This window comes from Streptomyces sp. NPDC020884 (assembly GCF_044333935.1).
Classification (GTDB): domain Bacteria; phylum Actinomycetota; class Actinomycetes; order Streptomycetales; family Streptomycetaceae; genus Streptomyces.
Genome location: NZ_JBIRRY010000014.1, coordinates 121,695 through 145,966, shown reverse-complemented (window position 1 = coordinate 145,966; position 24,272 = coordinate 121,695). Strand labels below are relative to the sequence as shown.

The following is a 24,272-nucleotide window of genomic DNA, read 5'->3' as shown; positions in this document are numbered from 1 at the left end:
AGGAAGAACGCCGTGAACCCCACCCCCGCGTCCGAGGCCGACGGCCACGGCACCCCCCAGCACCGAGGGCAGGACGGACCGGCCGTCCCCGGCACGGTCGAGGCGACGACGGTGCCCCGCCAGAAATCCGCGCACCACGGCGACCCCAACCCCTCTTCCTACGGGCCGGGTTCGGCCCCCGGGATGCCGACGGACCGGGACCAGGGCCGGGACCGGGTGCCGGACGCCCTCGACGACCCGGACCCGCTGCGGGCCGCCGACGCGGCGGGCACGGAGAACCTTCTGCGCTGCTGGACCCGGGAGAGCGACCTGCCCCGCCCCGACGGCGACACCCTGCGGATCGCCTTCCCCGCCAGCGGCACCGCCCTGCTCGTCCCCGTGCGCTACTGGTCCGCCACCGGGGCCCACCGCTTCGGCGCACCCGTCCTGGAGAACGCCCCCGCCGACGCCCCGCCCGCCGACGCGGCCACCGTCGCCGTCCTCATCGGCCGCGAGGGCGGCGAGAGCGGCGCGGGCGATCTGGTCGGCCGGGTCGCCGACTCCGTACGCCACACCGCCGGCTTCATCGACCAGCGGCGGCGCAGCCCGGCGGACCCCGCCGAGGCCGATCTGTTCCTCACCGCCGAACAGTCCCTCCTGCTCGGCCACCCCCTCCACCCCACGCCCAAGAGCCGCGAAGGCCTCTCCGACGCGGAGTCCCGCCGTTATTCGCCGGAGCTCCACGGGTCCTTCCCGCTGCACTGGTTCGCCGTCGACCGGTCGCTGATCGCCACCGACTCCGCCTGGACCGAGGGCGGTCCGGCCACCGCCGAGGAGCTGCTCGCCCCGCACGCCGAGGGGCTGAGCCTGCCCCCCAACACGGTCGCCGTCCCCGTGCACCCCTGGCAGGCCGCCGACCTGCTCCACCGCCCCCAGGTACGGGCCCTCGCCGAGACCGGACTGCTCCACGACCTCGGCCCGCACGGCGAGCCCTGGCACCCCACCTCCTCCATCCGCACCGTGCACCGGCCCGGGGCGCGCGTGATGCTCAAGCTCTCCCTCGGCGTACGCATCACCAACTCCCGCCGGGAGAACCTCCGCAAGGAGCTGCACCGGGGCGTCGAGGTCCACCGTCTCCTGTCGACCGGGCTCGCCGAGCGCTGGCAGCGCGAACACCCAGGCTTCGACATCGTCCGGGACCCCGCCTGGCTCGCCGTCGACGACCCCGAAGGCGCTCCCGTCACGGGGCTCGACGTGATGCTCCGCCACAACCCCTTCGGACCGGGTGACGACGCCGCCTGCATCGCGGGACTCACCGCGCAGCGCCCCCGGCCCGGACAGCCCGGCATGCGCTCCCGGCTCGCGGAGGCCGTATCCCGGCTGACCGCCCGCACCGGCCGCACCTCCGCGGCCGTCTCCGCCGAATGGCTGCGACGCTATCTGGACCACGTCGTGCGCCCCGTGCTCTGGCTCGACGCCCACGCCGGAGTCGCGCTCGAGGCCCACCAGCAGAACACCCTCGTCCTCCTCGACCCGGACGGCTGGCCCGTCGGCGGCCGCTACCGGGACAACCAGGGCTATTACTTCCGCGCATCCCGACGCGCCGAGCTGGAAGCGCGCCTCCCCGGCATCGGCGCCGTCAGCGACACCTTCGTCTCCGACCCGGTCACCGACGAGCGGTTCGCCTACTACCTCGGCATCAACAACGTCCTCGGTCTCATCGGGGCGTTCGGGTCCCAGCACCTGGCAGACGAGCGGGACCTCCTCACCGTGCTGCGCCAATTCCTCACCGAAACCGCGGAACTGGGCTCGCCCCTGCCCGCGTATCTCCTGCAGAACCGCCAACTGCGCTGCAAAGCCAACCTGCTGACCCGGCTGCACGGCCTCGACGAGCTGGTCGGACCGGTCGACACCCAGTCCGTGTACGTCACCATCGCCAACCCCCTCTACAGCTGAGCCCCCACACGGGGCAGACTCCGAGCGCACCGCACCGACGACGCCCACCGACCGCACCCGGTCCAGAGAGGAGAAGGCCACCGTGCCTCCCGCCGACGCCTCAGCGGAATCCGGCGCAGCACCGGTAGACCGGCGCCCCGCCGCGCCTTGCGGCGGGGGCGCGGGCGAGGACGAGGGCGCCTCCGCCGGGGGCGCCCCCGACGGCCGAAGCACCGGCACCGAGGACACCCTCGACCTGAAGCTCACCGAGGAACTCCTCGCCCTGATCGCCGAGGAGCGAAGCGCCCCGGCGGCCCGGCCCCCTGGACCCGGCGAGCTGCTGGGCGACCCGGGAGCCTGGCCGCCCGCGGTCACCGAAGCGGGGGAGCTCCGGCTCCTCCCCGTCCGGCCGGAGCGCGACATCCCCCTCCTCAGCCGCTGGATGAACGATCCTGCAGTGGCGGCCTTCTGGGAGCTCGCCGGACCGGAGTCCGTCACCGCCGACCATCTCAGGACCCAGCTCGAAGGGGACGGACGCAGCATCCCCTGCCTCGGCGTGCTCGCCGGCACGCCCATGAGCTACTGGGAGATCTACCGCGCCGACCTCGACCCGCTGGCCCGTCACTACCCCGCCCGCCCCCACGACACCGGCATCCACCTCCTCATCGGAGGCGTGGACAACCGGGGCCGGGGCGTGGGGACCACCCTGCTCCGCGCCGTCGCCGACCTCGTCCTGGACAACCTCCCGCAGTGCGGGCGGGTCGTCGCCGAGCCGGACCTGCGCAACACCCCGTCCGTATCCGCGTTTCTCAGCGCCGGCTTCCGCTTCTCCGCCGAAGTGGATCTCCCCGACAAACGCGCCGCGCTGATGATCCGCGACCGAACGTGCCGAGCCCAGCTGTGACTTACTCGCCGCACTTTCCACACCGCTCGAACCTCATAGGTTCCCATCGGAGGAGTCCCCGTGCCGACATATCCCGCGAGCCGTGATTCAGCCGAGTCCCCCCAGCTGTTCAGCCCTCCGGAGCTGACCCGACAGGTCTGGGACCGGGCCGCAGCACGGCTCCTCGCCAAAATGCTCGGCGAGTTCGCCTACGAGGAGATCGTCGAGCCCGTGCCGGGGCCCGGGACCGGCGGACGCCACCGCCTGACCCTCGACGACGGGTCGGTGCTCGGCTTCACGGCCCGGCGAGGCGTCTACGGCAGCTGGCGCGTCGACCCCGACTCGATCGAGGTGACCGCACACCCCCCGGCGACCCACGACAACGGCTCACCCACCGCCGCGACCGACAACGGCTCACCCACCAGCGCGCACGGGGACGCACCGTCCAACGGCTCACCCACCGGCCCCCGGCCCTTCCGCGACCCGCTGACCTTCCTCACCCGGGCCCGGGACCTCCTCGGACTCGACGGCACGACCCTCGGCCATCTCATCCGCGAGCTGACCCTGACCCTGTCCGCCGACGCCCGGCTCGACCACACCGCCCTCACCGCGGACCGGCTCGCCGCCCTGGACTACGCGGAGCTCGAAGGCCATCAGACCGGCCACCCCTGGCTGGTGGCCAGCAAGGGCCGGCTCGGCTTCTCCGCCGCCGACGCCGCGCGCTTCGCCCCCGAGACCCGCAGCCCGCTCCGGCTGCCGTGGATCGCGGTCAGCAACCGCATCGCGCAGTACCGGGGCGTGGGCCGCCTCACCACCCCCGACCAGCTGTACGGCGGGGAGCTCGACCCGAGCGTCCGGGACGCCTTCGGCGAGGTGCTGCGGGCGCGGGGCCACGCCCCCGAGGACTACCTCTACCTCCCCGTACACCCCTGGCAGTGGGACGAGTGGATCGTGCCGCTCTTCGCCCCGGCCATCGCCGACGACGACATCGTGGCCCTGCACACCGACGGGGACGCCCGCCTCCCGCAGCAGTCGATCCGCACGTTCGCCAACGTGGAGCGGCCCGAGCGGCACAGCGTGAAGCTCCCGCTCTCCATCCTCAACACCCTGGTCTGGCGCGGCCTGCCGACCGAGCGGACCCTCGCCGCCCCCGCGGTCACCGCCTGGGTGCAGGGACTGTGCGCGGACGACCCGTTCCTGCGCGACACCTGCCGGGTCATCCTCCTCGGCGAGGTCGCCTCCGTCACCGTCGAACATCCGCTGTACGACCACCTCCCCGAAGCGCCCTACCAGTACAAGGAGGTCCTCGGCGCGATCTGGCGGGAGCCCCTGCCGCCCCGCCTCGACCCGGGCGAGCGTGCCCGCACCCTCGCCTCCCTCCTCCATACGGATCCGGCGGGCCGCGCGTTCACCGCGGAGCTGGTCGAGCGCTCCGGGCTGAGCCCGGAAACCTGGCTGAAGCGGCTCTTCGCCGCGCTGCTGCCGCCTCTGCTGCACTTCCTCTACCGCTACGGCACCGTCTTCTCCCCGCACGGCGAGAACGCGATCGTCGTGTTCGACGAGAACGACGTGCCCGTACGGCTCGCCATCAAGGACTTCGTCGACGACGTCAACATCAGCGCCCGCCCGCTGCCGGAGCACGACACCATGCCCGACGAGGTGCGCGCGGTCCTCCTCACCGAGGAGCCGTCCTTCCTCACTCAGTTCATTCACTCCGGCCTCTTCGTGGGCGTCTTCCGCTATCTGTCCCCCCTCTGCGAGGAGCAGCTCGGGGTGTCCGAGGACGCTTTCTGGTCACTCGTCCGGGCGGAAATCGTGCGCCATCACGCCCGCTTCCCCGAGCTGAAGGAGCGGTTCGAGATGTTCGACATGCTCACCCCCGAGATCGAACGCCTCTGTCTGAACCGCAACCGTCTGCATGTCGACGGCTACCGGGACCGTGCCAGCCGTCCGCACGCGGCGATCCACGGCACGGTTCCCAACCCCCTGCACCCCTCCGTACGCGTCCGGGAGTGATCGCCGTTGTCGGTGGTGCGCCGTAGGGTGGTCGGGCTATGACGAAGCCATCCCTCCCCGAGCTCCTGCACGCCGCCGTCACCGCCGTCGGCGGTACGGAACGGCCCGGCCAGGTCACCATGGCCGAGGCCGTCGCCGAGGCCGTCGACCACCAATCCCACCTGCTCGTCCAGGCCGGCACCGGTACGGGCAAGTCGCTCGGCTATCTGGTGCCGGCCCTGGCGCACGGGGAGCGGGTCGTCGTGGCCACGGCCACCCTCGCCCTCCAGCGGCAGCTCGTGGAGCGTGATCTTCCGCGTACGGTCGACTCCCTGCATCCGCTGCTGCGCCGGCGTCCGCAGTTCGCCATGCTCAAGGGCCGGTCGAACTACCTCTGCCTGCACCGGCTCCACGAAGGGGTTCCGCAGGACGAGGAGGAGGGGCTCTTCGACCAGTTCGAGGCGGCGGCCCCGTCCAGCAAGCTGGGGCAGGACCTGCTGCGGCTGCGGGACTGGTCGGACGAGACGGAGACGGGCGACCGGGACGATCTGACCCCCGGCGTCTCCGACCGGGCCTGGGCGCAGATCTCGGTCTCCTCGCGCGAGTGCCTCGGCGCGACGAAGTGCGCGTACGGCGCGGAGTGCTTCGCCGAGGCGGCCCGCGAGCGCGCGAAGCTCGCGGACGTGGTCGTCACCAACCACGCACTGCTCGCGATCGACGCCATCGAGGGCGCGCCGGTGCTGCCGTCGCACGAGGTCCTGATCGTCGACGAGGCCCATGAGCTGGTCTCCCGGGTCACCGGCGTCGCCACCGGCGAGCTCACTCCCGCCCAGGTCAACCGGGCGGTCCGGCGGTCCGCGAAACTGGTCAACGAGAAGGCGGCCGACGCCCTCCAGACAGCGGCCGAGGGCTTCGAGCGGGTGATGGAGCTGGCGCTCCCGGGGCGTCTGGAAGAGGTGCCCGAGGACCTCGGGTACGCGCTGATGGCGCTGCGCGACGCGGCGCGGACGGTGATCTCCGCGATCGGCGCCACCCGGGACAAGTCGGTCGAGGACGAGAACGCCGTACGCAAGCAGGCCCTGGCCTCGGTCGAGTCGATCCACGGCGTCGCCGAGCGCATCGCCCAGGGCTCCGAGTACGACGTCGTCTGGTACGAGCAGCACGACCGGTTCGGAGCCTCCGTCCGGGTCGCCCCGCTCTCCGTCTCCGGGCTGCTGCGCGAGAAGCTCTTCGCCGAGCGGTCCGTGGTGCTGACCTCCGCCACCCTCAAGCTCGGCGGGGACTTCAACGGGGTGGGCGCCTCCCTCGGCCTGGCCCCCGAGGGCACCGCGGGCGAGGACGTCCCGCAGTGGAAGGGGCTGGACGTCGGATCCCCGTTCGACTATCCGAAGCAGGGCATCCTCTATGTCGCCCGGCATCTGAACACCCCGGGGCGCGAGGGATCGCGTACGGACATGCTGGACGAGCTCGCCGAGCTGGTGGAGGCGGCCGGCGGGCGCACGCTGGGGCTGTTCTCCTCCATGCGCGGGGCCAAGGCGGCGGCCGAGGAGCTGCGGGGCCGCATGGACAGGCCGATCCTGCTCCAGGGCGAGGAGACCCTCGGCGAGCTGATCAAGAACTTCGCGGCGGACCCGGCGACCTGCCTCTTCGGCACCCTGTCCCTCTGGCAGGGCGTCGACGTCCCGGGACCGAGCTGTCAGCTGGTGGTCATGGACCGGATTCCGTTCCCCCGGCCGGACGATCCGCTGATGAGCGCACGGCAGAAGGCGGTCGAGGAGGGGGGCGGCAACGGCTTCATGGCGGTGGCGGCGACGCACGCCGCGCTGTTGATGGCCCAGGGCGCGGGCCGGCTGGTCCGGGCGACGGGCGACAAGGGCGTCGTCGCCGTGCTCGACCCGAGGCTCGCCAACGCGCGGTACGGAAGTTATCTGCGCGCCTCGCTGCCGGACTTCTGGTACACCACGGACCGGAACCAGGCGCGCCGCTCACTGGCCGCCATCGACGCACGGGCGAAGGAGGACGGGGCCTGAAGGCCGTCCCGTCGTCGCCCGCGGGCACGGCAAAGCCCCGGGACCGACATCATGATCGATGTCCTAGGCAGGGATCCCGGGGCGGGCACGCCGTGACCGACGCTCTTCCTCAGACCCGGCGCAGCACCGCCACCACCTTGCCCAGGATGGTCGCCTCGTCGCCGGGGATCGGCTGGTACGCGGCGTTGTGAGGGAGCAGCCATACGTGGCCGTCCTCCCGGCGGAAGCGCTTGACCGTCGCCTCGCCGTCGAGCATGGCGGCGACGATGTCACCGTTCTCCGCGACGGGCTGGCGGCGGACGGTGACCCAGTCGCCGTCACAGATCGCGGCCTCGATCATCGAGTCGCCGACGACCTTCAGGACGAACAGCTCACCGTCGCCGACGAGCTGGCGGGGGAGCGGGAAGACGTCCTCGACGGACTCCTCGGCGAGGATCGGGCCACCGGCGGCGATCCGGCCGACCAGCGGCACATAGGACGCGGCGGGCTTGCCCGTCGTGTCGGTCGGCTGGGTGCTGGGCTGGTCCGATCCGCGCACCTCGTAGGCGCGGGGCCGGTGCGGGTCGCGGCGGAGGAAGCCCTTGCGCTCCAGCGCCATCAGCTGATGGGCGACGGACGAGGTGCTGGACAGGCCCACCGCCTGACCGATCTCCCGCATCGACGGCGGGTATCCCCGCCGCTGCACGGAGTCGCGGATGACCTCGATGACCCGTCGTTGCCGGTCCGTGAGTCCCGAGCTGTCCGCCCGGATTCCGGGGGGCCTGCCGGGCATGGAACGTCCCGGGCGTGCGGGCTCGGGGCCCTCCGTGTTCGTGACTGAGTCATTCATGGCATGCACCGGCTCAAGTCGGCTCTGGGAGCGGTGGTCCCGGGCGGTGATGGTGGCACTGTCTGCGGTGGTGGTCACGTCGGCCCCTCTCGAATGTTCTCCCTAGCTGGACAACGGTAGTAGCTTTCGAAAGGTTGCGCCAAACACACGTTCGAGTGAAAAACGAATAAAGGGGTGCCGCGGTGCTTCCGGCAGGTGTATGAGCACTCCCGTGGGCGCTGCGCGCGGCCTCCGTGGAGGCGCTCGCCGCGGTCCCGGTCCGAGTCTTTCATCCGCTTCCGCGCGCCGGAGCCCCGGCGGCTCGGCGGCCCCGCGTCTCCCGTACCCTCTTCCCTGGCCCACGCTCCCCCGGGCGGCCTCCGACCGAGGTCCGGCGCGCGACACGCGACAGGGCCGAAAACGCGACCCAACCCTAGATCTAGTGGTTGGATTGCTCCAGTCACCCAGAAGTTGTGGTCTCGGTTCAATCGCGCCGTGGTCATCGCCTATGCTGGGGACTGCTTCCCAGGGGCCCGGACAAGGCCCTGAAGAGGCTATTCAGTCGTGCGTGTGAAGGAGGGTTGGGAGCCATGCACTGCCCCTTCTGCAGGCACCCCGACAGCAGGGTCGTCGACAGTCGCACCACCGACGACGGGACGTCGATCCGTCGCCGCCGGCAGTGCCCCGACTGCTCCCGCCGTTTCACCACGGTGGAGACCTGTTCGCTGATGGTGGTCAAGCGCAGCGGCGTGACCGAGCCCTTCAGCCGCACCAAGGTCATCTCCGGCGTCCGCAAGGCATGCCAGGGACGGCCCGTCACGGAGGACGCCCTCGCCAAACTCGGCCAGCGGGTCGAGGAGGCGGTGCGCGCCACCGGCAGCGCCGAGCTGACCACCCACGACGTGGGACTGGCCATACTCGGCCCCCTGCAGGAACTCGACCTCGTCGCGTACCTGCGCTTCGCGTCCGTGTACCGGGCGTTCGATTCCCTGGAAGACTTCGAGGCCGCGATCGTGGAGCTGCGTGCGCGACGGCCTTCCGCAGAGGACTGCGGGAGCGGCGAGACCCTTGAGGTCCCCGCCCCCGCCATTGCCGCCGACTGAGAGCGGTACCCGCCCGGGACGCCCGTGCCCGCAGACGTATCTCTGCGGACCGGCGGCAGGGCGACATGAGATGTGCTTCCGGCTGCCGAGTGCGGCTTCCGGAGCATCGGACACACATTGTGCCTGGGAAGATCTGGGCACTTCAGGGCGTTTTCGCCCACATATGGGAGGCGGCATGACAGAGACGGCGAGCGGCCCGGCACGAGGTTCCCGCACCAAGGGCGCCAAGGCGAGCAAGGGTCTGCGTATCGAGCGCATCCACACCAACCCCGGCGTGCATCCGTACGACGAGGTCGTGTGGGAGCGCCGTGACGTCGTCATGACCAATTGGCGCGACGGCTCGATCAACTTCGAGCAGCGTGGCGTCGAGTTCCCCGACTTCTGGTCGGTGAACGCGGTCAACATCGTCACCAGCAAGTACTTCCGCGGCGCTGTCGGCACGCCGCAGCGCGAGACCGGTCTCAAGCAGCTGATCGACCGGATCGTGAAGACGTACCGGAAGGCCGGTGAGGAGAACAGCTACTTCGCCTCTCCCGCCGACGCCGAGATCTTCGAGCACGAGCTGGCCTACGCCCTCCTGCACCAGGTCTTCAGCTTCAACTCCCCGGTCTGGTTCAACGTCGGAACGCCCCAGCCGCAGCAGGTCTCCGCCTGCTTCATCCTGGCCGTCGACGACTCCATGGAGTCGATCCTCGACTGGTACAAGGAAGAGGGAATGATCTTCAAGGGCGGCTCCGGCGCCGGCCTGAACCTCTCCCGTATCCGCTCCTCCAAGGAGCTCCTCTCCTCCGGCGGCAACGCCTCGGGACCGGTCTCGTTCATGCGCGGCGCCGACGCGTCCGCCGGAACGATCAAGTCGGGCGGCGCGACCCGCCGTGCGGCCAAGATGGTCATCCTCGACGTCGACCACCCCGACATCGAGGACTTCATCGAGACCAAGGTGAAGGAAGAGGAGAAGATCCGCGCCCTGCGCGACGCGGGCTTCGACATGGACCTGGGCGGCGACGACATCACGTCCGTCCAGTACCAGAACGCCAACAACTCGGTCCGCGTGAACGACGAGTTCATGAAGGCCGTCGAAGCGGGCGGAAAGTTCGGGCTGCGCGCCCGGATGACCGGCGACGTCATCGAAGAGGTCGAGGCCAAGTCCCTCTTCCGCAAGATGGCCGAGGCGGCCTGGGCCTGCGCCGACCCGGGCATCCAGTACGACGACACCATCAACGCCTGGCACACCTGCCCGGAGTCCGGCCGGATCAACGGCTCGAACCCGTGCAGCGAGTACATGCACCTGGACAACACCTCGTGCAACCTCGCCTCGCTGAACCTGATGAAGTTCCTCAAGGACGACGGCCTGGGCCACCAGTCCTTCGAGTCCGAGCGCTTCGCCAAGGTCGTCGAGCTGGTCATCACCGCGATGGACATCTCGATCTGCTTCGCGGACTTCCCCACGCAGAAGATCGGCGAGAACACCCGCGCCTACCGTCAGCTGGGCATCGGCTACGCCAACCTCGGCGCCCTCCTGATGGCGACCGGTCACGCGTACGACAGCGACGGCGGCCGCGCGCTGGCCGGCGCCATCACCTCGCTGATGACCGGCACCTCCTACCGGCGCTCCGCCGAACTGGCCGCGGTCGTCGGCCCGTACGACGGCTACGCCCGCAACGCCGAGCCGCACCAGCGCGTCATGAAGCAGCACTCCGACGCCAATGCCAAGGCCGTCCACGTCGACGACCTGGACTCGCCGGTCTGGGCCGCCGCGACGGAGGCCTGGCAGGACGTGATCCGGCTCGGAGCGAAGAACGGTTTTCGCAACGCGCAGGCCTCGGTCATCGCGCCCACCGGCACCATCGGTCTCGCGATGTCCTGCGACACCACCGGCCTGGAGCCCGACCTCGCCCTGGTCAAGTTCAAGAAGCTGGTCGGCGGCGGCTCCATGCAGATCGTCAACGGCACGGTGCCGCAGGCGCTGCGCCGTCTCGGCTACCAGCCCGAGCAGATCGAGGCGATCGTCGCCCACATCGCCGACAACGGCAACGTGGTCGACGCCCCCGCCCTGAAGACCGAGCACTACAGCGTCTTCGACTGCGCGATGGGCGAGCGCTCCATCTCCGCGATGGGCCACGTCCGGATGATGGCGGCCATCCAGCCGTGGATCTCCGGCGCGCTCTCCAAGACGGTGAACCTCCCCGAGACGGCCACCGTCGAGGACGTCGAAGAGGTCTACTTCGAGGCGTGGAAGATGGGCGTCAAGGCGCTCGCGATCTACCGCGACAACTGCAAGGTCGGCCAGCCCCTCTCCGCCAAGACCAAGGACAAGGAGAAGGAAGAGGTCACCGCGAAGGCCGAGGAGACCATCCGCACGGCGGTCGAGAAGGTCGTCGAGTACCGCCCGGTCCGCAAGCGCCTCCCCAAGGGCCGCCCCGGCATCACCACCTCCTTCACGGTGGGCGGCGCCGAGGGCTACATGACCGCCAACTCCTATCCGGACGACGGTCTCGGCGAGGTCTTCCTGAAGATGTCCAAGCAGGGCTCGACCCTCGCGGGCATGATGGACGCCTTCTCCATCGCCGTCTCGGTCGGTCTGCAGTACGGCGTCCCGCTGGAGACGTACGTCTCGAAGTTCACGAACATGCGCTTCGAGCCGGCCGGTATGACGGACGACCCGGACGTGCGGATGGCGCAGTCGATCGTCGACTACATCTTCCGCCGCCTGGCGCTCGACTTCCTGCCCTTCGAGACCCGCTCCGCCCTCGGCATCCACTCCGCCGAGGAGCGTCAGCGCCACCTGGACACCGGCAGTTACGAGCCGTCGTTCGAGGTGGACGGAGTGGACGCGGACAGCCTGGCCCAGTCGGCCCCGGTCCACGCCGAGCCCCTGAAGGTGGTGGCGGCTCCGCAGGAGCCCGCCGCGAAGCCCGCACCGAGGACGGCGCACACCTCGGCCGAACTGGTCGAGATGCAGCTCGGCATCAGCGCCGACGCCCCGCTCTGCTTCTCCTGCGGCACGAAGATGCAGCGCGCCGGCTCCTGCTACATCTGCGAGGGCTGCGGCTCGACGAGCGGCTGCAGCTGAGAACGGGCGGAGCCGGGTCGCACGCCACGTGCGACCCGGCTCCGCACCCGTAGCCGACGTGCGGCTCACGAAGGGGACCGGCCACCGGCCGGTCCCCTTCGGCATGCCGCATACGGAGGGGAGTCGCCCCGAACCGGCGGGCGCACACCCGAGCACCGCCCTCCGGCAAGTCCCCCGGACCCATACCGGGTTGTCCGGAACTGGCCGATGTCACGCCCCGGCGGCCCGGTTTCCCATCACCGCGGCGAACGCGCCGGGGGCGTCGTCGAATCCGCGTACGGCAGACCGGAATCCCCAGGACCCCGAGCCCTCCCGGGAGAACTCCCCGACGACCGCCGCGGTCGCCCACGCCACGCCGGAGAAGTCGTCCTCGGCCAGGCTCGTGTAGCCCTCGCGGATCTCCATCGCCGTGTTCCCTATGTCGCCGAAGGTCTTGTGACCGTCGCGCTGCTGGATGGCGACGCCGACCACGACCCGCCCGTACCGCTCCGCCAGCCGGTCCAGTTCGATGGTCATGACCTCGTCGAAGCCGAAACCCTGGCCGGTCCGGCTGTCCCGGTTCAGCGTGATGGTGCCGTCGGGCGAGCGGCTGTCGAAGTGCACCAGGTAGGCGGGTGCCCCGTACGGCTCGTCGGCCGGGTAGGTCGCCGCGATGATGTCGAGGTCGTGGGCCGCCGCCCCGTGCGGGCTCGGGTCCCATTTGACCCGCACTTCGACCTTCTCGATTTCCTTGTTCGGAGTGCTCAAGGGGCTTCCCTCCCGGCCGACGGCCCACGGACCGTCCTCATCACCCGATACACGATTCACCCGATCATGTACGGAACCGGCGGCGCAGCCAACTGCCCCGGCCACAGACGGCGGATTCGGGCCATCCGCCGGCTGCCGGTCCGGCGCCCGCGTCCTCGTGATGATCATTGAGCGAGGGGAACGACCGGTTCGGGTGCACCCCTCGGGACCGTGACCCGTGCCACGTTCCGCGCCGTACGATGGCGCCGTGCTGGTGAAGTGGATTCGCTGTTCCGTGGTGGACCGTCATGGTTTCGAACGGGGCCAGCGGAAGTGGGCGGGGCTGCTCGGCGAGCCGGGGTTCAGGGGACAGGCGGGCGGGTGGAGCCGAACGCGCCCCGACGTCGCCCACGTCTTCGCGTTCTGGGAGAACCGCGTCTTCTACGACTCCTTCATGGCCCGTGGGCACGACCGGCTGGCTGCCGGGCAGGCGGGCATGTTCCGCGACATGCAGGTCACGCTCTTCGAGCGCCGCTTCGACGTGAAGACGGGCTTCGAGCCCCACTTCGAGGAGGCCGACGTCGTGCGGGTCGCGCACAGCCGGGTGCACGAGGAGCGTGCCGAGCACTTCGTGCTGATGCAGAAGCAGGTGTGGAACCCCGCCGTGGCCGGATCCCCCGGCATACTGCGCGGCATGTTCGGCGAGGCGCCGGGCCATGAGTTCCTGGCGCTGTCCCTGTGGAAGTCCAGCGCCGAGCGCGGGAAGTACCGCGCGGACGGGGCCGAGCGGCTGGCGGCCCGCGCGCAGACCGAGACGGATGTGATCGCGCTGACGGGAGACGTCGTGGACCTGGAGCCGTCCTGGACGGTGTGACCCGCGCTCCGGTGCGTACGGCTTCCGCCGTCGTCTCGTTGGTCACATCCGCCGGATGGAGGCCGGACGACCGCCCGGACGGACCGGACTCGATCTAGGGTTCGGTGCATGGCACGACCGCAGCGCATTGTCCTCGTCCGGCACGGTGAGTCCGAGGGCAACGCCGACGACACGGTGTACGAGCGGGAGCCCGACCACGCGCTCCGGCTCACCGCCACGGGCCTGCGGCAGGCCCGGGAGACCGGGGAGGGGCTGCGCGAGCAGTTCGGCGGGGAACGGGTGAGCGTCTACATCTCGCCGTACCGCCGCACCCATGAGACGTTCCGGGCCTTCGACCTCGACCAGGAACGCGTCCGGGTCCGCGAGGAGCCCCGGCTGCGCGAGCAGGACTGGGGCAACTGGCAGGACCGGGACGACGTACGGCTGCAGAAGGCCTACCGGGACGCCTACGGGCACTTCTTCTACCGCTTCGCCCAGGGCGAGTCCGGCGCCGACGTCTACGACCGGGTCGGGGCGTTCCTGGAGAGCCTGCACCGGAGCTTCGAGGAGCCGGACCACCCGGAGAACGTCCTGCTGGTCACCCATGGGCTGACGATGCGGCTGTTCTGCATGCGCTGGTTCCACTGGTCGGTCGCCGAGTTCGAGTCGCTGTCCAACCCGGGCAACGGCGAGACGCGGACCCTGCTGCTGGGCGAGAGGGGCCGCTACACCCTCGACCGGCCCTTTCAGCGCTGGCGGACCCCTGAGCCGTACGGCCGAACCGGTTAGAGTGGCAGGGCGATGACCGCTGATTCTGCTTCCGCGCGGCGCTTCGAACGCGCCCTGGCCAGCCTGCGTGGGCTGTCCGTGGGAGACGCCCTGGGCTCCCAGTTCTTCGTTCCGGCCAACTATCCCCTGCTGAAACAGCGGGCCCTGCCGCCAGGGCCCTGGCAGTGGACCGACGACACCGAGATGGCCTGCTCGGTCCTCGCCGTGCTCACCGCGCACGGCCGCGTCGACCAGGACGCGCTCGCCCACTCCTTCGCCGAGCACCATGACTTCGACCGGGGGTACGGCCCCGCCGTCAACCGGCTCCTCAGGCTGGTGCGGGAGGGCGGCGACTGGCGGGAACTGTCCTCGGCGCTGTTCAAGGGCCAGGGCTCCTGGGGCAACGGTTCGGCGATGCGCATCGCCCCGCTCGGGGCCTGGTACGCGGACGATCCCGAGCAGGCCACGCACCAGGCGGAGATCTCCTCGTACACCACGCACCAGCACCGTGAGGCCGTCGTCGGCGCGATGGCCGTGGCCGCAGCCGCGTCGCTCGCAGCCGCCCCCGGCGGACCGCCGAGCCCCGAGGACCTCCTCGACGGTGTCATCGCGCTCGTGCCGCGCAGCGCCGTCGGCGCCGGGCTGCGGCGGGCCCGCGACATGCTGGACTACCGGGACGCCGGAACGGTCGCCGCGGTCCTCGGCAACGGCCGCCGGACCAGCGCCCACGACACCGTGCCGTTCGCGCTCTGGTCGGCCGCCCGGAGCCTGGGGGACTACGAGCAGGCCTTCTGGGTCACGGCCCAGGCGGGCGGCGACGTCGACACGACGTGCGCCATCGTCGGCGGCGTCGTCGCCTCGGGCGAGGCGGGAGCGCCACCGGCCGACTGGCTCGCCCGGACGGAGGAACCGCCGGCGTGGCTGGCCCCGTTCCTGCGCTGATCCCGCCCCCGCGCTGACCGCCGACCGCCCTTCGCGCCGGGGGCGGCGGTCGTCTGTCACGGTCCTGCCACAGGACCACCCTGCGTGTCTGCGAACGCGAGTTCGGGATTACTCTTTCGGCCACGCCGTCCCTGGTTGATCTTGAGGGCGTGCGCCGAATGAGACGCCGGGACGCGCGTACGGCCTCGGGCCGCGGGTGGACCCGGTGGGGGAGGGGTCCCATGTCCGATCAGCCGTCCGAGGCGTCCAGACCGCCGCAGAAGTCCCAGGAATCCGGTGCGCCCCGGCCACCGGAACCACCAACGGTCTCCGAGCCCGCCCAACCGCCGCCTGCCGGAACGCAGGCCGGAGCACGTCAGCCGGCCGGCCGGTCGGACAGCCCCTGGCAGTACGCCGCGGGGGCGCCCGGCGCCAAGGACGACGGCCCGACGGCCCGGCTCCGCCCGCCCGCTCCGCCCCTGATCCGGCCCGCCGTCCTCTGGGCGGTCCTGGCCACCGCCGTCCTGAGCGCGCTCCTCCTGGGCGACGGACTCGGGGCGAATCTTCTGATCGTCGCGGTGCCCGCCGCGCTGGCCGCGTTCTTCGCCGCACAGTCGGCCGGCCGCCGGCTGCGGCCCTGGACCGCCACCTGGGCGGTCGGCGGCCTCGCGCTGCTCGCGGTGCCCGCACTCCGCGACGCGGGCTGGCCCACCTTCCTCGCCGTGGTGTCGGCCTTCGCGCTCGGCTCGCTCGCGCTGCACGGCAGCCGCAGCTGGCCGGGCGTGTTCATCGGCTCGCTGGGCCTGTTCGACTCGGTCGTCCCCGGCATCATCTGGGGCGTGCGGGGCGTACGGGAACGGGCCGACGGCTCCCGGGCGCGCTGGGGCGTCGCCCTGCGCACCACGGCGGTGGCCCTCGTGCTGCTGGTGGTGTTCGGGACCCTCTTCGCCGGCGCGGACGCCGCGTTCGCCGATCTGCTGGGCAGCCTCATGCCCGACGCGTCGGTCGGCGAGGGGCCCTGGCGGATCTTCCTGTTCACCCTCGGGCTGGCAGGCGCCCTCGCCGCCGCGTACGCGGCAGCGGCCCCGGTGCGCTGGGACGGGATCACCGTACGGCCCGGCAAACCCCGGGGGCGGGCCGAATGGGCCCTCCCGCTGATCGTGCTCAACCTGCTCTTCGCCGCGTTCATCACGCTCCAGCTCGTCGTCCTCCTCGGCGGCTACGACAAGGTGAGGAAGGAGACCGGGCTCGACCACGCCGAGTACGCCCGCCAGGGCTTCTGGCAGCTGCTGTGGGCCACGTTGCTCACCCTTCTCGTGATCGCCCTGGCCCTGCGCTGGGCGCCGCGCGGCGGCACCCGGGACCGCACGCTGGTGCGCGCCGTCCTCGGGACCCTCTGCGTGCTCACCCTCGTCGTCGTCGCCTCCGCGCTGCGCCGCATGGACCTGTACGTCCACGAGTACGGCCTGACCAGGCTCCGGATATCCGTGGCCACGATGGAACTCTGGCTCGGGGTGGTGCTGGTCCTCATCCTGGCGGCCGGGTTCTTCGGCGCCCGGTTCCTGCCACGGGCCATCGCGGTGAGCGCGGCGGCCGGGGTCCTGGCCTTCGGGCTGCTCTCGCCGGACGGATTGATCGCCGAACAGAACGTCCAGCGCTTCGAGGACCGCAACGCGGCGGGCATCGACATCGACTACGTCAAGGACCTGTCCGCCGACGCCGTACCGGCCCTGGACCGGCTGCCCGAACCGGAACGCTCCTGCGCACTGCGGATCATCCAGAACGACGTGCTCCACGCCGACTCCCCCTGGTACGCGACGAGCTGGGGAGAGGCACGGGCGAAGGAGATCCTGGAGAAGCGTCCGGTGACGGGTGACGGCCGCGAGTGTTACGGCCTTGGCCGGGACGGGCGCCGCGACGGGTATGAGCCGGACGACGACGGGTACGACCCGTACTGATCCGCCGCATGGAGCCCGCGGGCCTGTTGAGCCCGCGGGTTCAGGGTCCGCGAGCTCGGGATCCGGGGCCCTGTGGGGCCGCGAACCCGCCTCCGGAGGGGGATTCGCGGTACGCACGGCGCCCCGGGGTGTTGTTGCCGTGGCTCTCGGCGTACGCTGGCTGGCGCCATGCCGTACGAACCACCCACGCACACCGTCGAGCGCTCGCTTCGCGCTACCACCGGTGCCAGGACCGTCGCCGGAGTCGACGAGGTCGGACGCGGTGCCTGGGCCGGACCCGTCACCGTGTGCGCTGCGGTCACCGGCCTGCGCCGACCGCCCGAAGGCCTCACCGATTCCAAGCTGTTGACCCCCCGTCGGCGCGCCGAGCTCGCACCCGTCCTGCGGAGCTGGGTCACCGCCTACGCGCTGGGCGACGCCTCGCCGCAGGAGATCGACGACCTCGGTATGACCGCCGCGCTCCGGCTGGCCGCCGTGCGGGCCCTGGACGGGCTGCCGGTACGGCCCGACGCGGTGATACTCGACGGCAAGCACGACTACCTGGGCGTTCCCTGGAAGGTCCGCACCGTGATCAAGGGCGATCAGTCCTGTATCGCGGTCGCCGCGGCCTCGGTGATCGCCAAGGTGCACCGTGACCGGATGATGGCCGAGCTGGGCGCCGCGTCCGAGGACTGCACCGACTTCGCCTTCGGTGCCAACGCGGGGTATCCCTCGCCCGTGCACCGGGCCGCACTGGAGGAGCGGGGGCCCACGGCCCATCACCGCCTCTCCTGGGCGTATCTGGACGCGCTGCCCCGGTGGCAGCACCTGAAGAAGGTCCGTATTTCCGCCGAGGCGGCCGCACTCGAAAGCGGGGGCCAGCTCGGCTTCGAATTCTGATCGCGCACAAGCGCCCCTTTTACCGACGCCGACGACATCGGCGTCGAACACAGACCACCGTCATGCCTCTGATCCCCGAGGAGCCTCAGATTCCCGAGAGCGCCCAGGGTCCCCGCGTCACTCCGGCCGCCGGCCGCACCGCGCCGACCCCTCGTCCCGTACCCGGTCCGCGTTCCGCGGCCACCCCGCGTCCCGGCCGTCCGGGTCCCGGACCCGCGCGTCCCGCGCCCCCGGCGCAGCGCGCCCACCCCGCCCCCGCAGCTCCGGCGCCCGTGCGCCCGGAGCCGACGGAGGACCGTTCCGCGCCGCAGATCCAGCTGATCCCGGCCCCGGCGGCCGGCGCCCTCGACGCAGCCGAGGAAGCCGTCGACCTGCTGCTGGACTCCGGTCGTGCACCGGGCGACATCCTGGTGCTCACCACCGGCGAACAGCACCCGTGGGCCGCCCACGAGCTATCCTTCGGCGAAGCCGCCTACTGGGCCCAGCACGACGCGGGCGACGACGTCTTCTTCGCCGACGTCTCCGCGGCGGACCGGGCCCGATCCCGGCCCGTGGTCGTCGTCGCGGTCAACGGCGACGCCGACCCGGCCGTGGCCCGCACCCTGCCCGCCGCTCGTGACCGGGCGGCCGCGCTGCTGATCGTCTGCGGAGACCCGCAGACGATCAACTCCGCACTCGGCGCCGGGGTCTGAACGTGCCCCACCGGCGCCCCCGGCCGCCCGCGAGGGCAGCCGGGGGCGCCGCCGTCGGTCCCCTCCCGGCCACGACGAGGGCCGACCGGCAGCTGATCGGCGTCCCCCTCGGCGGGGCCGGCTGATCAGCGCCCGCTCAGCGGGCCGCGGTGCGGCGCAGTGCCTCCACCGAGCCGCCGCCCGACCGCGTCGGGGTGGTCAGGTGGTCGGCGACGGCGTCGGCCAGGGGTGAGGGCTCCGACAGCGAACTGGGCCGCCGCCCGCCCCTTCCCTCGCCGAGCACCTGCCAGCCCCCGCGCGTGAGCGTGATGTAGGCGCCGCAACGGAGCCCGTGCAGGGTGCAGGCGTCCCGGAGACCCCACATCCAGGCACCGTCCTCCTCGGTCCACCGCTCGTCGCCGTCGCGGCAGTACAGCAGGACGGCCGTACGGACCGGAGTGCGGCGGCGCAGATCGTGCGGGATCACGCGCCGCAGATGCGCCAGCAGGGCATTGCGGAACTCCCAGCCGTCCGCGGCCACCGTCGCCCGGCGGGCGAACGAGGCGCTCGCCGTGAGTCGTTCCTCGTGGTCGAGGACCGCGACCACGGCGGTGGCCGGCGTCGGCCGGTGCCGGGAGTGCAGCCCGCTGACGACCTCCCGCGGACTCCGGAGCAGGGGTATGCCCGCCGAGGCCCACTCCGCTGGTTCGAGCATCCGGGCAAGGCGGTTGACGGAGTCGGCGGAAACCGCGGACGCCGCTGTCGAAGTGGCTGCGGACGGGGCGAATCCGAAGGTCACGGTCCTCCCTTCGCTACGCGCCCATGGTGCGGGCAGGGTCGAGTGAGGGCGCGCCGCGACACAGCCCTTCCGGGCCCGATGAGGAACTGTGCGGGGGCAGCCCCAATTCTCCCTGGCCCACCGGCAGGCGGCAACGAGCAATTGCTGTGGCTGACGGGAATCAGCCGGAATGACACTGATATCCCTGCCCAGACCCGCCCGGGATGACTCCTTCCGTCACCCCTGAACCGCGAGGACCAGCGGAAACACCCCAGGTGCTCCGGCCCGTCGCAGCAGCCGCCCGGCCACGGCCAGGGTCCAGCCGGTGTCCGACAGGTCGTCCACCAGCAGAACGGGGCCGCCCGCGGACGCCAACGCCTGCGCCAGCTCCGGCTCCACGACCAGGGTCTCGTGCAGCGCCCGCACCCGCTGCGCGCTGTTGGTCTGGGACATCCGCACCTCCTCGGAGCCCGGTGCGTAGGAGACCGTGCCGAGCAGGGGCATCCGGCCGATCTCCGAGATGCGCCGGCCGAGCGACTCGATCAGGTGCGGCCTGCGGCGGGAGGCGACGGTCACCACGCCGACCGGCCGCGGAGCGGCGTCCGCCGCCCCGGAAGCCCAACCGCCGGGCCCCTTCGCCCAGTCGGCGAGCACGGTGACCACGGCGTCCGTGACATCGTCCGGCACCGGAGCGTCCGGAGCCTGCGCCGCGAGCATGGGACGCAGCCGGTTGCCCCAGCCGATGTCGGAGAGCCGGCCGAGCGCCCGGCCGGTGAAGGACAGCTCGCCCGCGGGGATGCGGCCCTTCAGATCGACGCCCACGGCGGGCAGCCCGGTGGGCCACATCTTGCGGGGATCCACCTCGACACCGGGCCGCCCGAGCTCGTTGCGCGCTCCGTCCAGGGCGGCGGTGGAGACCTTGTCGTCGAAGCGGGCGCCAGCGCAGTTGTCGCAGCGCCCGCACGGCGCGGCCTCCTCGTCGTCGAGACGCAGCCGCAGGAACTCCATCCGGCACGCCGTCGTCGAGGCGTAGTCGCGCATGGCCTGCTGCTCGGCCTCCCGCTGCCGGGCGACCCAGGCGTACCGCTCGGCGTCGTAGACCCAGGGGGCGCCGGTGGAGATCCAGCCCCCCTTGACGCGCTTCACCGCACCGTCGACGTCCAGCACCTTGAGCATCGTCTCGAGCCGGGTCCGCCGCAGATCCACCATGGGCTCCAGAGCGGGGAGGGAGACCGGCCGTTCCGCGTGGGCCAGGACGTCCAGGGTGCGCCGCACCTGCTCCTCGGGCGGGAAGGCGACGGAGGCGAAATACTGCCAGATCGCCTCGTCCTCCTTGCCGGGGAGCAGCAGCACCTCGGCGTGCTCCACGCCGCGCCCCGCACGCCCGACCTGCTGGTAGTAGGCGATGGGGGAGGAGGGCGAGCCCAGGTGCACGACGAAGCCGAGGTCGGGCTTGTCGAATCCCATGCCCAGTGCGGACGTGGCGACCAGGGCCTTGACCCGGTTCGCCAGCAGATCGTCCTCGGCCTGCTGCCGGTCCGCGTTCTCGGTCCGCCCGGTGTAGGAGGCGACCGCATGGCCGTTCTGGCGCAGATAGGCCGTGATCTCCTCGGCCGCCGCCACGGTCAGCGTGTAGATGATCCCGGAGCCGGGAAGCTCGCCGATGTGGTCGCCCAGCCAGGCCAGCCGGTGCGCCGCGTTGGGCAGTTGCAGCACGCTCAGGCTCAGGCTCTCCCGGTCCAGCGGTCCCCGCAGGACCAGCGCGTCGGTGCCCGCGCCGGTGCCCAGCTGCTCCGCTACGTCCGCCGTCACGCGGGCGTTGGCCGTGGCGGTGGTGGCGAGCACCGGGACGCCCGTCGGCAGATCGGCGAGCATCGTCCGCAGCCGCCGGTAGTCGGGCCGGAAGTCATGCCCCCAGTCGGAGATGCAATGGGCCTCGTCGACCACCAGAAGGCCGGTCGCCGCCGCCAGCTTCGGCAGCACCTGGTCGCGGAAGTCGGGATTGTTGAGCCGCTCGGGGCTCACCAGCAGGACGTCGACCTCGCCGGCCGCCACCTCGGCCTGGACGCTCTCCCACTCCTCCGTGTTGGAGGAGTTGATCGTGCGGGCGCTGATTCCGGCCCGTGCCGCCGCCGCGACCTGGTTGCGCATCAGCGCCAGCAGCGGTGAGACGATCACGGTCGGACCGCTGCCCTGCGCGCGGAGCAGCGAGGTCGCCACGAAGTAGACGGCGGACTTGCCCCAACCGGTGCGCTGCACGACCAGGGCTCTGCGCTTGTCGGCGACGAGCGCTTCGATGGCCACCCACTGGTCCTCGCGCAGCACGGCCGTACCGGTGGCATCGCCCACGAGGCGGGCGAGGACGGAATCGGCCGAAGCCCTGAGTGCCGCACGATCTGTGTTGGTCATGCCCCCATGCAACCCGATGGCTACGACAAACCGCGAACGACAGGGCGAGCCTGTGGATAACGTTATCCACAGGGGTCGCGGGATTCGGCGGGCCGCGGGACCGTCGAGCCATGAACAAGCACCACGAATCCACCGGCCCGGCCGGGGAACAGCAGATCACCCTGCGCGGCCCCGCCGAGCTCGCCGACGCCCTCCCGTATCTCATGGGCTTCTATCCCAACGACAGCGTCGTGATGGTTGCCCTGCACGGCGGCAGGGGCCGGTTCGGCGGCCGGCTCCGGCTCGGAATCCCGCAGGCGCCCGGCGAATGGGGGCCGGTCTCCGATCAGCTGGCGGAGTGCCTGGTCGCGGGCAGTGAGCGCCGTGAAGGACGGCCCGACGCGATCGTGATCTTCCTCTGTCAGGACTCGCCGGACGGCTCGGGCGGCCGGTCGACCATGGAGCGCCTCAGGCCGTTCGCGCAACGTCTGCGCACCGCGTGCGGGGCGCTCGACGTTCCCGTCCTCGAAGCGCTCTGCATCTCCGACGGCCGCTACTGGTCCTACTGCTGCCCGGACCCCCGGTGCTGCCCCGACCAGGGAAATCCCCTGGTCATGCCCGGCACCACGGTGATGGCCGCGGCCGCCGCCTACGCGGGCGTCCACGTCCGGGGCACGCTGCGCGACATGGAGGCGCGGCTCGGGCCCTGGCAGGCCCCGGCAGCCGTGGCCGCGCAGCAGAAGGCCCTGGACACGGCTGTACCAGCGCTGGTGCCCAGGCTTCTGGACGAGCGGGCCAGGCACGAGGTCGCGGCGGAGACGCTCCGGCTGGCGCGCACGCTCATGGGCCGCATCGCGGCGGCACAGCCCGCCCCACCGGTGCTCTCGGACGCCGGGGACGACCAACTCATCGGCCACGACGAGGCCGCCGCCGTCATCCTCGGGCTCCAGGACCGGGAGACCCGGGACAAGGCCGCCGCCTGGATGGAAGGGGCCGAAGCGCAATCCGCCCTGCGGCTGTGGCGGACGCTGGCCCGGCGCTGCGTCGGACCGTACGGGGAGCACGCCGCCGCCCCGCTCACCCTGGCGGGCTGGGTTTCCTGGTCGACCGGCGACGAGCCGGGCGGGCGGGTCGCCCTGACGCTGGCGCTGCGCGCCGATCCCGCCTACACGTTCGCCCAGCTGCTGCACCGGGCCTGCAACGAGGGGCTCGACCCGGAGGCCCTGCGTCGTTGCCTGCGCGAGGCCACGGACGAGGGGACGGGCGCCGGCGCCGCGGCCGCGGCGGAGGTGGTGGACACCGCCGCCGGGCGGAGCACCGCCGGGCTGCACATCCGCAAGGTCCGCCGACTGCCCGACGGGGGCCGACGACGAGGACGCGTTCCCCGGCCGCCGGGGACCGAGCGGGTGAAGGCGTCACCCGGCGCCGTGCGTCCCCGGGCGTCAGGGGCCGGGCGGCGGCCGCACGAGGCCCGGCGGTACGGCCGGCGTGGCAGCAGGCCGCGCCGATGACCCGGGAGGGAGCGGCGGCGACCGAACCCCCCTGCGTCAGACGGTCACCTCGGGGTGCATCGGACGGACTGATCACGAGCATGCTGAAGGGAGTGTTTATCGTCAGGCAGACGACTATGATCGCGACATGCCGCCCTACGACCCGTCGACCTTTCCGCCCTTCGCTGTCACCGTCGACCTGGTCGTGCTCACGGTGCGCCGTCACGCGCTCTGCGCGCTGGTCGTCCGCCGCGGAGAGACCCCGTTCCAGGGCCGATGGGCGCTGCCCGGAGGCTTCGTCAGGATGGACGAGGACCTGGGATCCGCGGCAGCGCGTGAGCTCGTCGAGGAAACCGGCCTCTGTGCGCACGATCCGGCGAAACCGGCTGTGGGCAACGGCGCACACCTGGAGCAGTTGGCCACCTACGGAGACCCGGCGCGCGACCCCCGGATGCGGGTGGTCAGCGTCGCCCACCTCGCCCTCGCGCCGGACCTGCCCGCGCCCCGGGCGGGCGGCGACGCCAACAGCGCGCGCTGGGCGCCGGTCGAGGATCTGCTGCACCCCGGCGCCGGGCGGGAGGGCGAGCAGGCCGCGCCGCTGGCCTTCGATCACGCGCGGATTCTGGCCGACGGAGTGGAGCGCGCCCGCTCCAAGATCGAATACTCCTCGCTGGCCACGGCGTTCTGTCCGCCGGAGTTCACGGTCGGAGAGCTGCGCCGGGTGTACGAAGCGGTGTGGGGCGTGGTCCTCGATCCCCGTAACTTCCACCGCAAGGTCACCGGGACGCCCGGATTCCTGGTGCCCTCCGGCGGAACGACCACGCGGCAGGGCGGCCGGCCCGCGCAGCTGTTCCGGGCCGGGGCGGCCACGGTGCTCAATCCGCCGATGCTGCGGCCCGAGGTCTGAGCCCCCGGGCGTTCCGCTGTGATGGCCCCGCGGAACGCCTGTCGACCCACCCCTGCGCCAAAAGTCGGAAATGTCGCGTTATGTTGCTGCGGTACCCCTCTGCCGCCGAGCGGTCTCACCTTCCGCG

At 71.9% G+C, this 24,272-nt stretch carries 18 protein-coding genes; 14 read left to right on the top strand and 4 right to left on the bottom strand.

Features of this window, described 5'->3' with window-relative positions:
* Positions 1–12: 12 nt before the first annotated feature.
* The 4 genes from ACH4UK_RS34820 to ACH4UK_RS34805 all read left to right on the top strand — a co-directional run bounded on the left by ACH4UK_RS34820 (position 13) and on the right by ACH4UK_RS34805 (position 6,822).
* A complete protein-coding gene (locus tag ACH4UK_RS34820) occupies positions 13–1,935 on the top strand; it encodes an IucA/IucC family protein (RefSeq protein WP_398362938.1) in 1,923 nt (640 codons plus the stop codon).
* Between the two features lie 82 nt (positions 1,936–2,017).
* On the top strand, positions 2,018–2,818 hold the full coding sequence (locus tag ACH4UK_RS34815) for a GNAT family N-acetyltransferase (RefSeq protein ID WP_398362937.1): 801 nt from the start codon (positions 2,018–2,020) through the stop codon (positions 2,816–2,818).
* Positions 2,819–2,878: 60 nt separating this feature from the next.
* Positions 2,879–4,813 (top strand): IucA/IucC family protein, encoded by a 1,935-nt coding sequence (locus ACH4UK_RS34810; protein ID WP_398362935.1) that lies wholly within the window; start codon positions 2,879–2,881, stop codon positions 4,811–4,813.
* Between the two features lie 38 nt (positions 4,814–4,851).
* Complete coding sequence (locus ACH4UK_RS34805) at positions 4,852–6,822, top strand: ATP-dependent DNA helicase (protein ID WP_398362933.1); 1,971 nt, start codon at positions 4,852–4,854, stop codon at positions 6,820–6,822.
* 109 nt (positions 6,823–6,931) lie between these two features.
* On the opposite strand, the gene lexA is transcribed toward ACH4UK_RS34805, so the two are convergent.
* Positions 6,932–7,729: a transcriptional repressor LexA gene (lexA, locus tag ACH4UK_RS34800; RefSeq protein ID WP_365005187.1), complete on the bottom strand. Its 798-nt coding sequence runs from the start codon at positions 7,727–7,729 to the stop codon at positions 6,932–6,934.
* A 491-nt stretch (positions 7,730–8,220) separates the two neighbouring features.
* Here lexA and nrdR point away from each other — a divergent pair, with 491 nt between their 5' ends.
* Together nrdR and ACH4UK_RS34790 are read left to right on the top strand one after the other, a co-directional pair.
* A complete protein-coding gene (nrdR, locus tag ACH4UK_RS34795; protein ID WP_382776207.1) occupies positions 8,221–8,733 on the top strand; it encodes a transcriptional regulator NrdR in 513 nt (170 codons plus the stop codon).
* A 175-nt stretch (positions 8,734–8,908) separates the two neighbouring features.
* Positions 8,909–11,806: a vitamin B12-dependent ribonucleotide reductase gene (locus ACH4UK_RS34790; RefSeq protein WP_398362931.1), complete on the top strand. Its 2,898-nt coding sequence runs from the start codon at positions 8,909–8,911 to the stop codon at positions 11,804–11,806.
* 210 nt (positions 11,807–12,016) lie between these two features.
* Here ACH4UK_RS34790 and ACH4UK_RS34785 read toward each other — a convergent pair whose 3' ends face one another.
* Positions 12,017–12,553, bottom strand: a complete 537-nt coding sequence (locus tag ACH4UK_RS34785) for a TerD family protein (RefSeq protein WP_398362929.1) — start codon at positions 12,551–12,553, stop codon at positions 12,017–12,019.
* Positions 12,554–12,800: 247 nt separating this feature from the next.
* On the opposite strand from ACH4UK_RS34785, the gene ACH4UK_RS34780 reads away from it, so the two are divergent.
* The 6 genes from ACH4UK_RS34780 to ACH4UK_RS34755 all read left to right on the top strand — a co-directional run bounded on the left by ACH4UK_RS34780 (position 12,801) and on the right by ACH4UK_RS34755 (position 18,603).
* On the top strand, positions 12,801–13,406 hold the full coding sequence (locus ACH4UK_RS34780) for a YdbC family protein (RefSeq protein WP_398362928.1): 606 nt from the start codon (positions 12,801–12,803) through the stop codon (positions 13,404–13,406).
* A 108-nt stretch (positions 13,407–13,514) separates the two neighbouring features.
* A complete protein-coding gene (locus ACH4UK_RS34775) occupies positions 13,515–14,174 on the top strand; it encodes a histidine phosphatase family protein (RefSeq protein ID WP_398362926.1) in 660 nt (219 codons plus the stop codon).
* 12 nt (positions 14,175–14,186) lie between these two features.
* The gene (locus ACH4UK_RS34770; RefSeq protein WP_398362925.1) at positions 14,187–15,095 is read left to right on the top strand and encodes an ADP-ribosylglycohydrolase family protein; all 909 of its coding nucleotides are present in this window, start codon (positions 14,187–14,189) and stop codon (positions 15,093–15,095) included.
* A 221-nt stretch (positions 15,096–15,316) separates the two neighbouring features.
* Entirely contained in the window at positions 15,317–17,032 is a 1,716-nt protein-coding gene (locus tag ACH4UK_RS34765) for a DUF4153 domain-containing protein (protein ID WP_398362923.1), read from the top strand.
* A 168-nt stretch (positions 17,033–17,200) separates the two neighbouring features.
* Positions 17,201–17,911 (top strand): ribonuclease HII, encoded by a 711-nt coding sequence (locus ACH4UK_RS34760; protein ID WP_398362922.1) that lies wholly within the window; start codon positions 17,201–17,203, stop codon positions 17,909–17,911.
* 62 nt (positions 17,912–17,973) lie between these two features.
* Positions 17,974–18,603, top strand: a complete 630-nt coding sequence (locus ACH4UK_RS34755; RefSeq protein ID WP_398362920.1) for a hypothetical protein — start codon at positions 17,974–17,976, stop codon at positions 18,601–18,603.
* 136 nt (positions 18,604–18,739) lie between these two features.
* Here ACH4UK_RS34755 and ACH4UK_RS34750 read toward each other — a convergent pair whose 3' ends face one another.
* On the bottom strand, positions 18,740–19,381 hold the full coding sequence (locus ACH4UK_RS34750) for a hypothetical protein (RefSeq protein ID WP_398362918.1): 642 nt from the start codon (positions 19,379–19,381) through the stop codon (positions 18,740–18,742).
* Between the two features lie 216 nt (positions 19,382–19,597).
* Positions 19,598–21,769, bottom strand: a complete 2,172-nt coding sequence (locus ACH4UK_RS34745) for a RecQ family ATP-dependent DNA helicase (protein ID WP_398362917.1) — start codon at positions 21,767–21,769, stop codon at positions 19,598–19,600.
* Between the two features lie 110 nt (positions 21,770–21,879).
* Between ACH4UK_RS34745 and ACH4UK_RS34740 the strand changes: the two genes are divergently transcribed.
* Together ACH4UK_RS34740 and ACH4UK_RS34735 are read left to right on the top strand one after the other, a co-directional pair.
* The gene (locus tag ACH4UK_RS34740; RefSeq protein WP_398362915.1) at positions 21,880–23,259 is read left to right on the top strand and encodes a DUF4192 domain-containing protein; all 1,380 of its coding nucleotides are present in this window, start codon (positions 21,880–21,882) and stop codon (positions 23,257–23,259) included.
* A gap of 127 nt (positions 23,260–23,386) precedes the next feature.
* Complete coding sequence (locus ACH4UK_RS34735) at positions 23,387–24,145, top strand: NUDIX domain-containing protein (protein WP_398362913.1); 759 nt, start codon at positions 23,387–23,389, stop codon at positions 24,143–24,145.
* Positions 24,146–24,272 lie beyond the last annotated feature (127 nt).

Coding starts and splice junctions, on each gene's coding strand:
- ACH4UK_RS34805 (WP_398362933.1), top strand. CDS start 4,852: ATGACGAAGCCATCCCTCCCCGAGCTCCTGCACGCCGCCGTCACCGCC.
- nrdR (WP_382776207.1), top strand. CDS start 8,221: ATGCACTGCCCCTTCTGCAGGCACCCCGACAGCAGGGTCGTCGACAGT.
- ACH4UK_RS34755 (WP_398362920.1), top strand. CDS start 17,974: ATGCCTCTGATCCCCGAGGAGCCTCAGATTCCCGAGAGCGCCCAGGGT.
- ACH4UK_RS34790 (WP_398362931.1), top strand. CDS start 8,909: ATGACAGAGACGGCGAGCGGCCCGGCACGAGGTTCCCGCACCAAGGGC.
- ACH4UK_RS34735 (WP_398362913.1), top strand. CDS start 23,387: ATGCCGCCCTACGACCCGTCGACCTTTCCGCCCTTCGCTGTCACCGTC.
- ACH4UK_RS34740 (WP_398362915.1), top strand. CDS start 21,880: ATGAACAAGCACCACGAATCCACCGGCCCGGCCGGGGAACAGCAGATC.
- ACH4UK_RS34745 (WP_398362917.1), bottom strand. CDS start 21,769: ATGACCAACACAGATCGTGCGGCACTCAGGGCTTCGGCCGATTCCGTC.
- ACH4UK_RS34770 (WP_398362925.1), top strand. CDS start 14,187: ATGACCGCTGATTCTGCTTCCGCGCGGCGCTTCGAACGCGCCCTGGCC.
- ACH4UK_RS34765 (WP_398362923.1), top strand. CDS start 15,317: ATGTCCGATCAGCCGTCCGAGGCGTCCAGACCGCCGCAGAAGTCCCAG.
- ACH4UK_RS34760 (WP_398362922.1), top strand. CDS start 17,201: ATGCCGTACGAACCACCCACGCACACCGTCGAGCGCTCGCTTCGCGCT.
- ACH4UK_RS34775 (WP_398362926.1), top strand. CDS start 13,515: ATGGCACGACCGCAGCGCATTGTCCTCGTCCGGCACGGTGAGTCCGAG.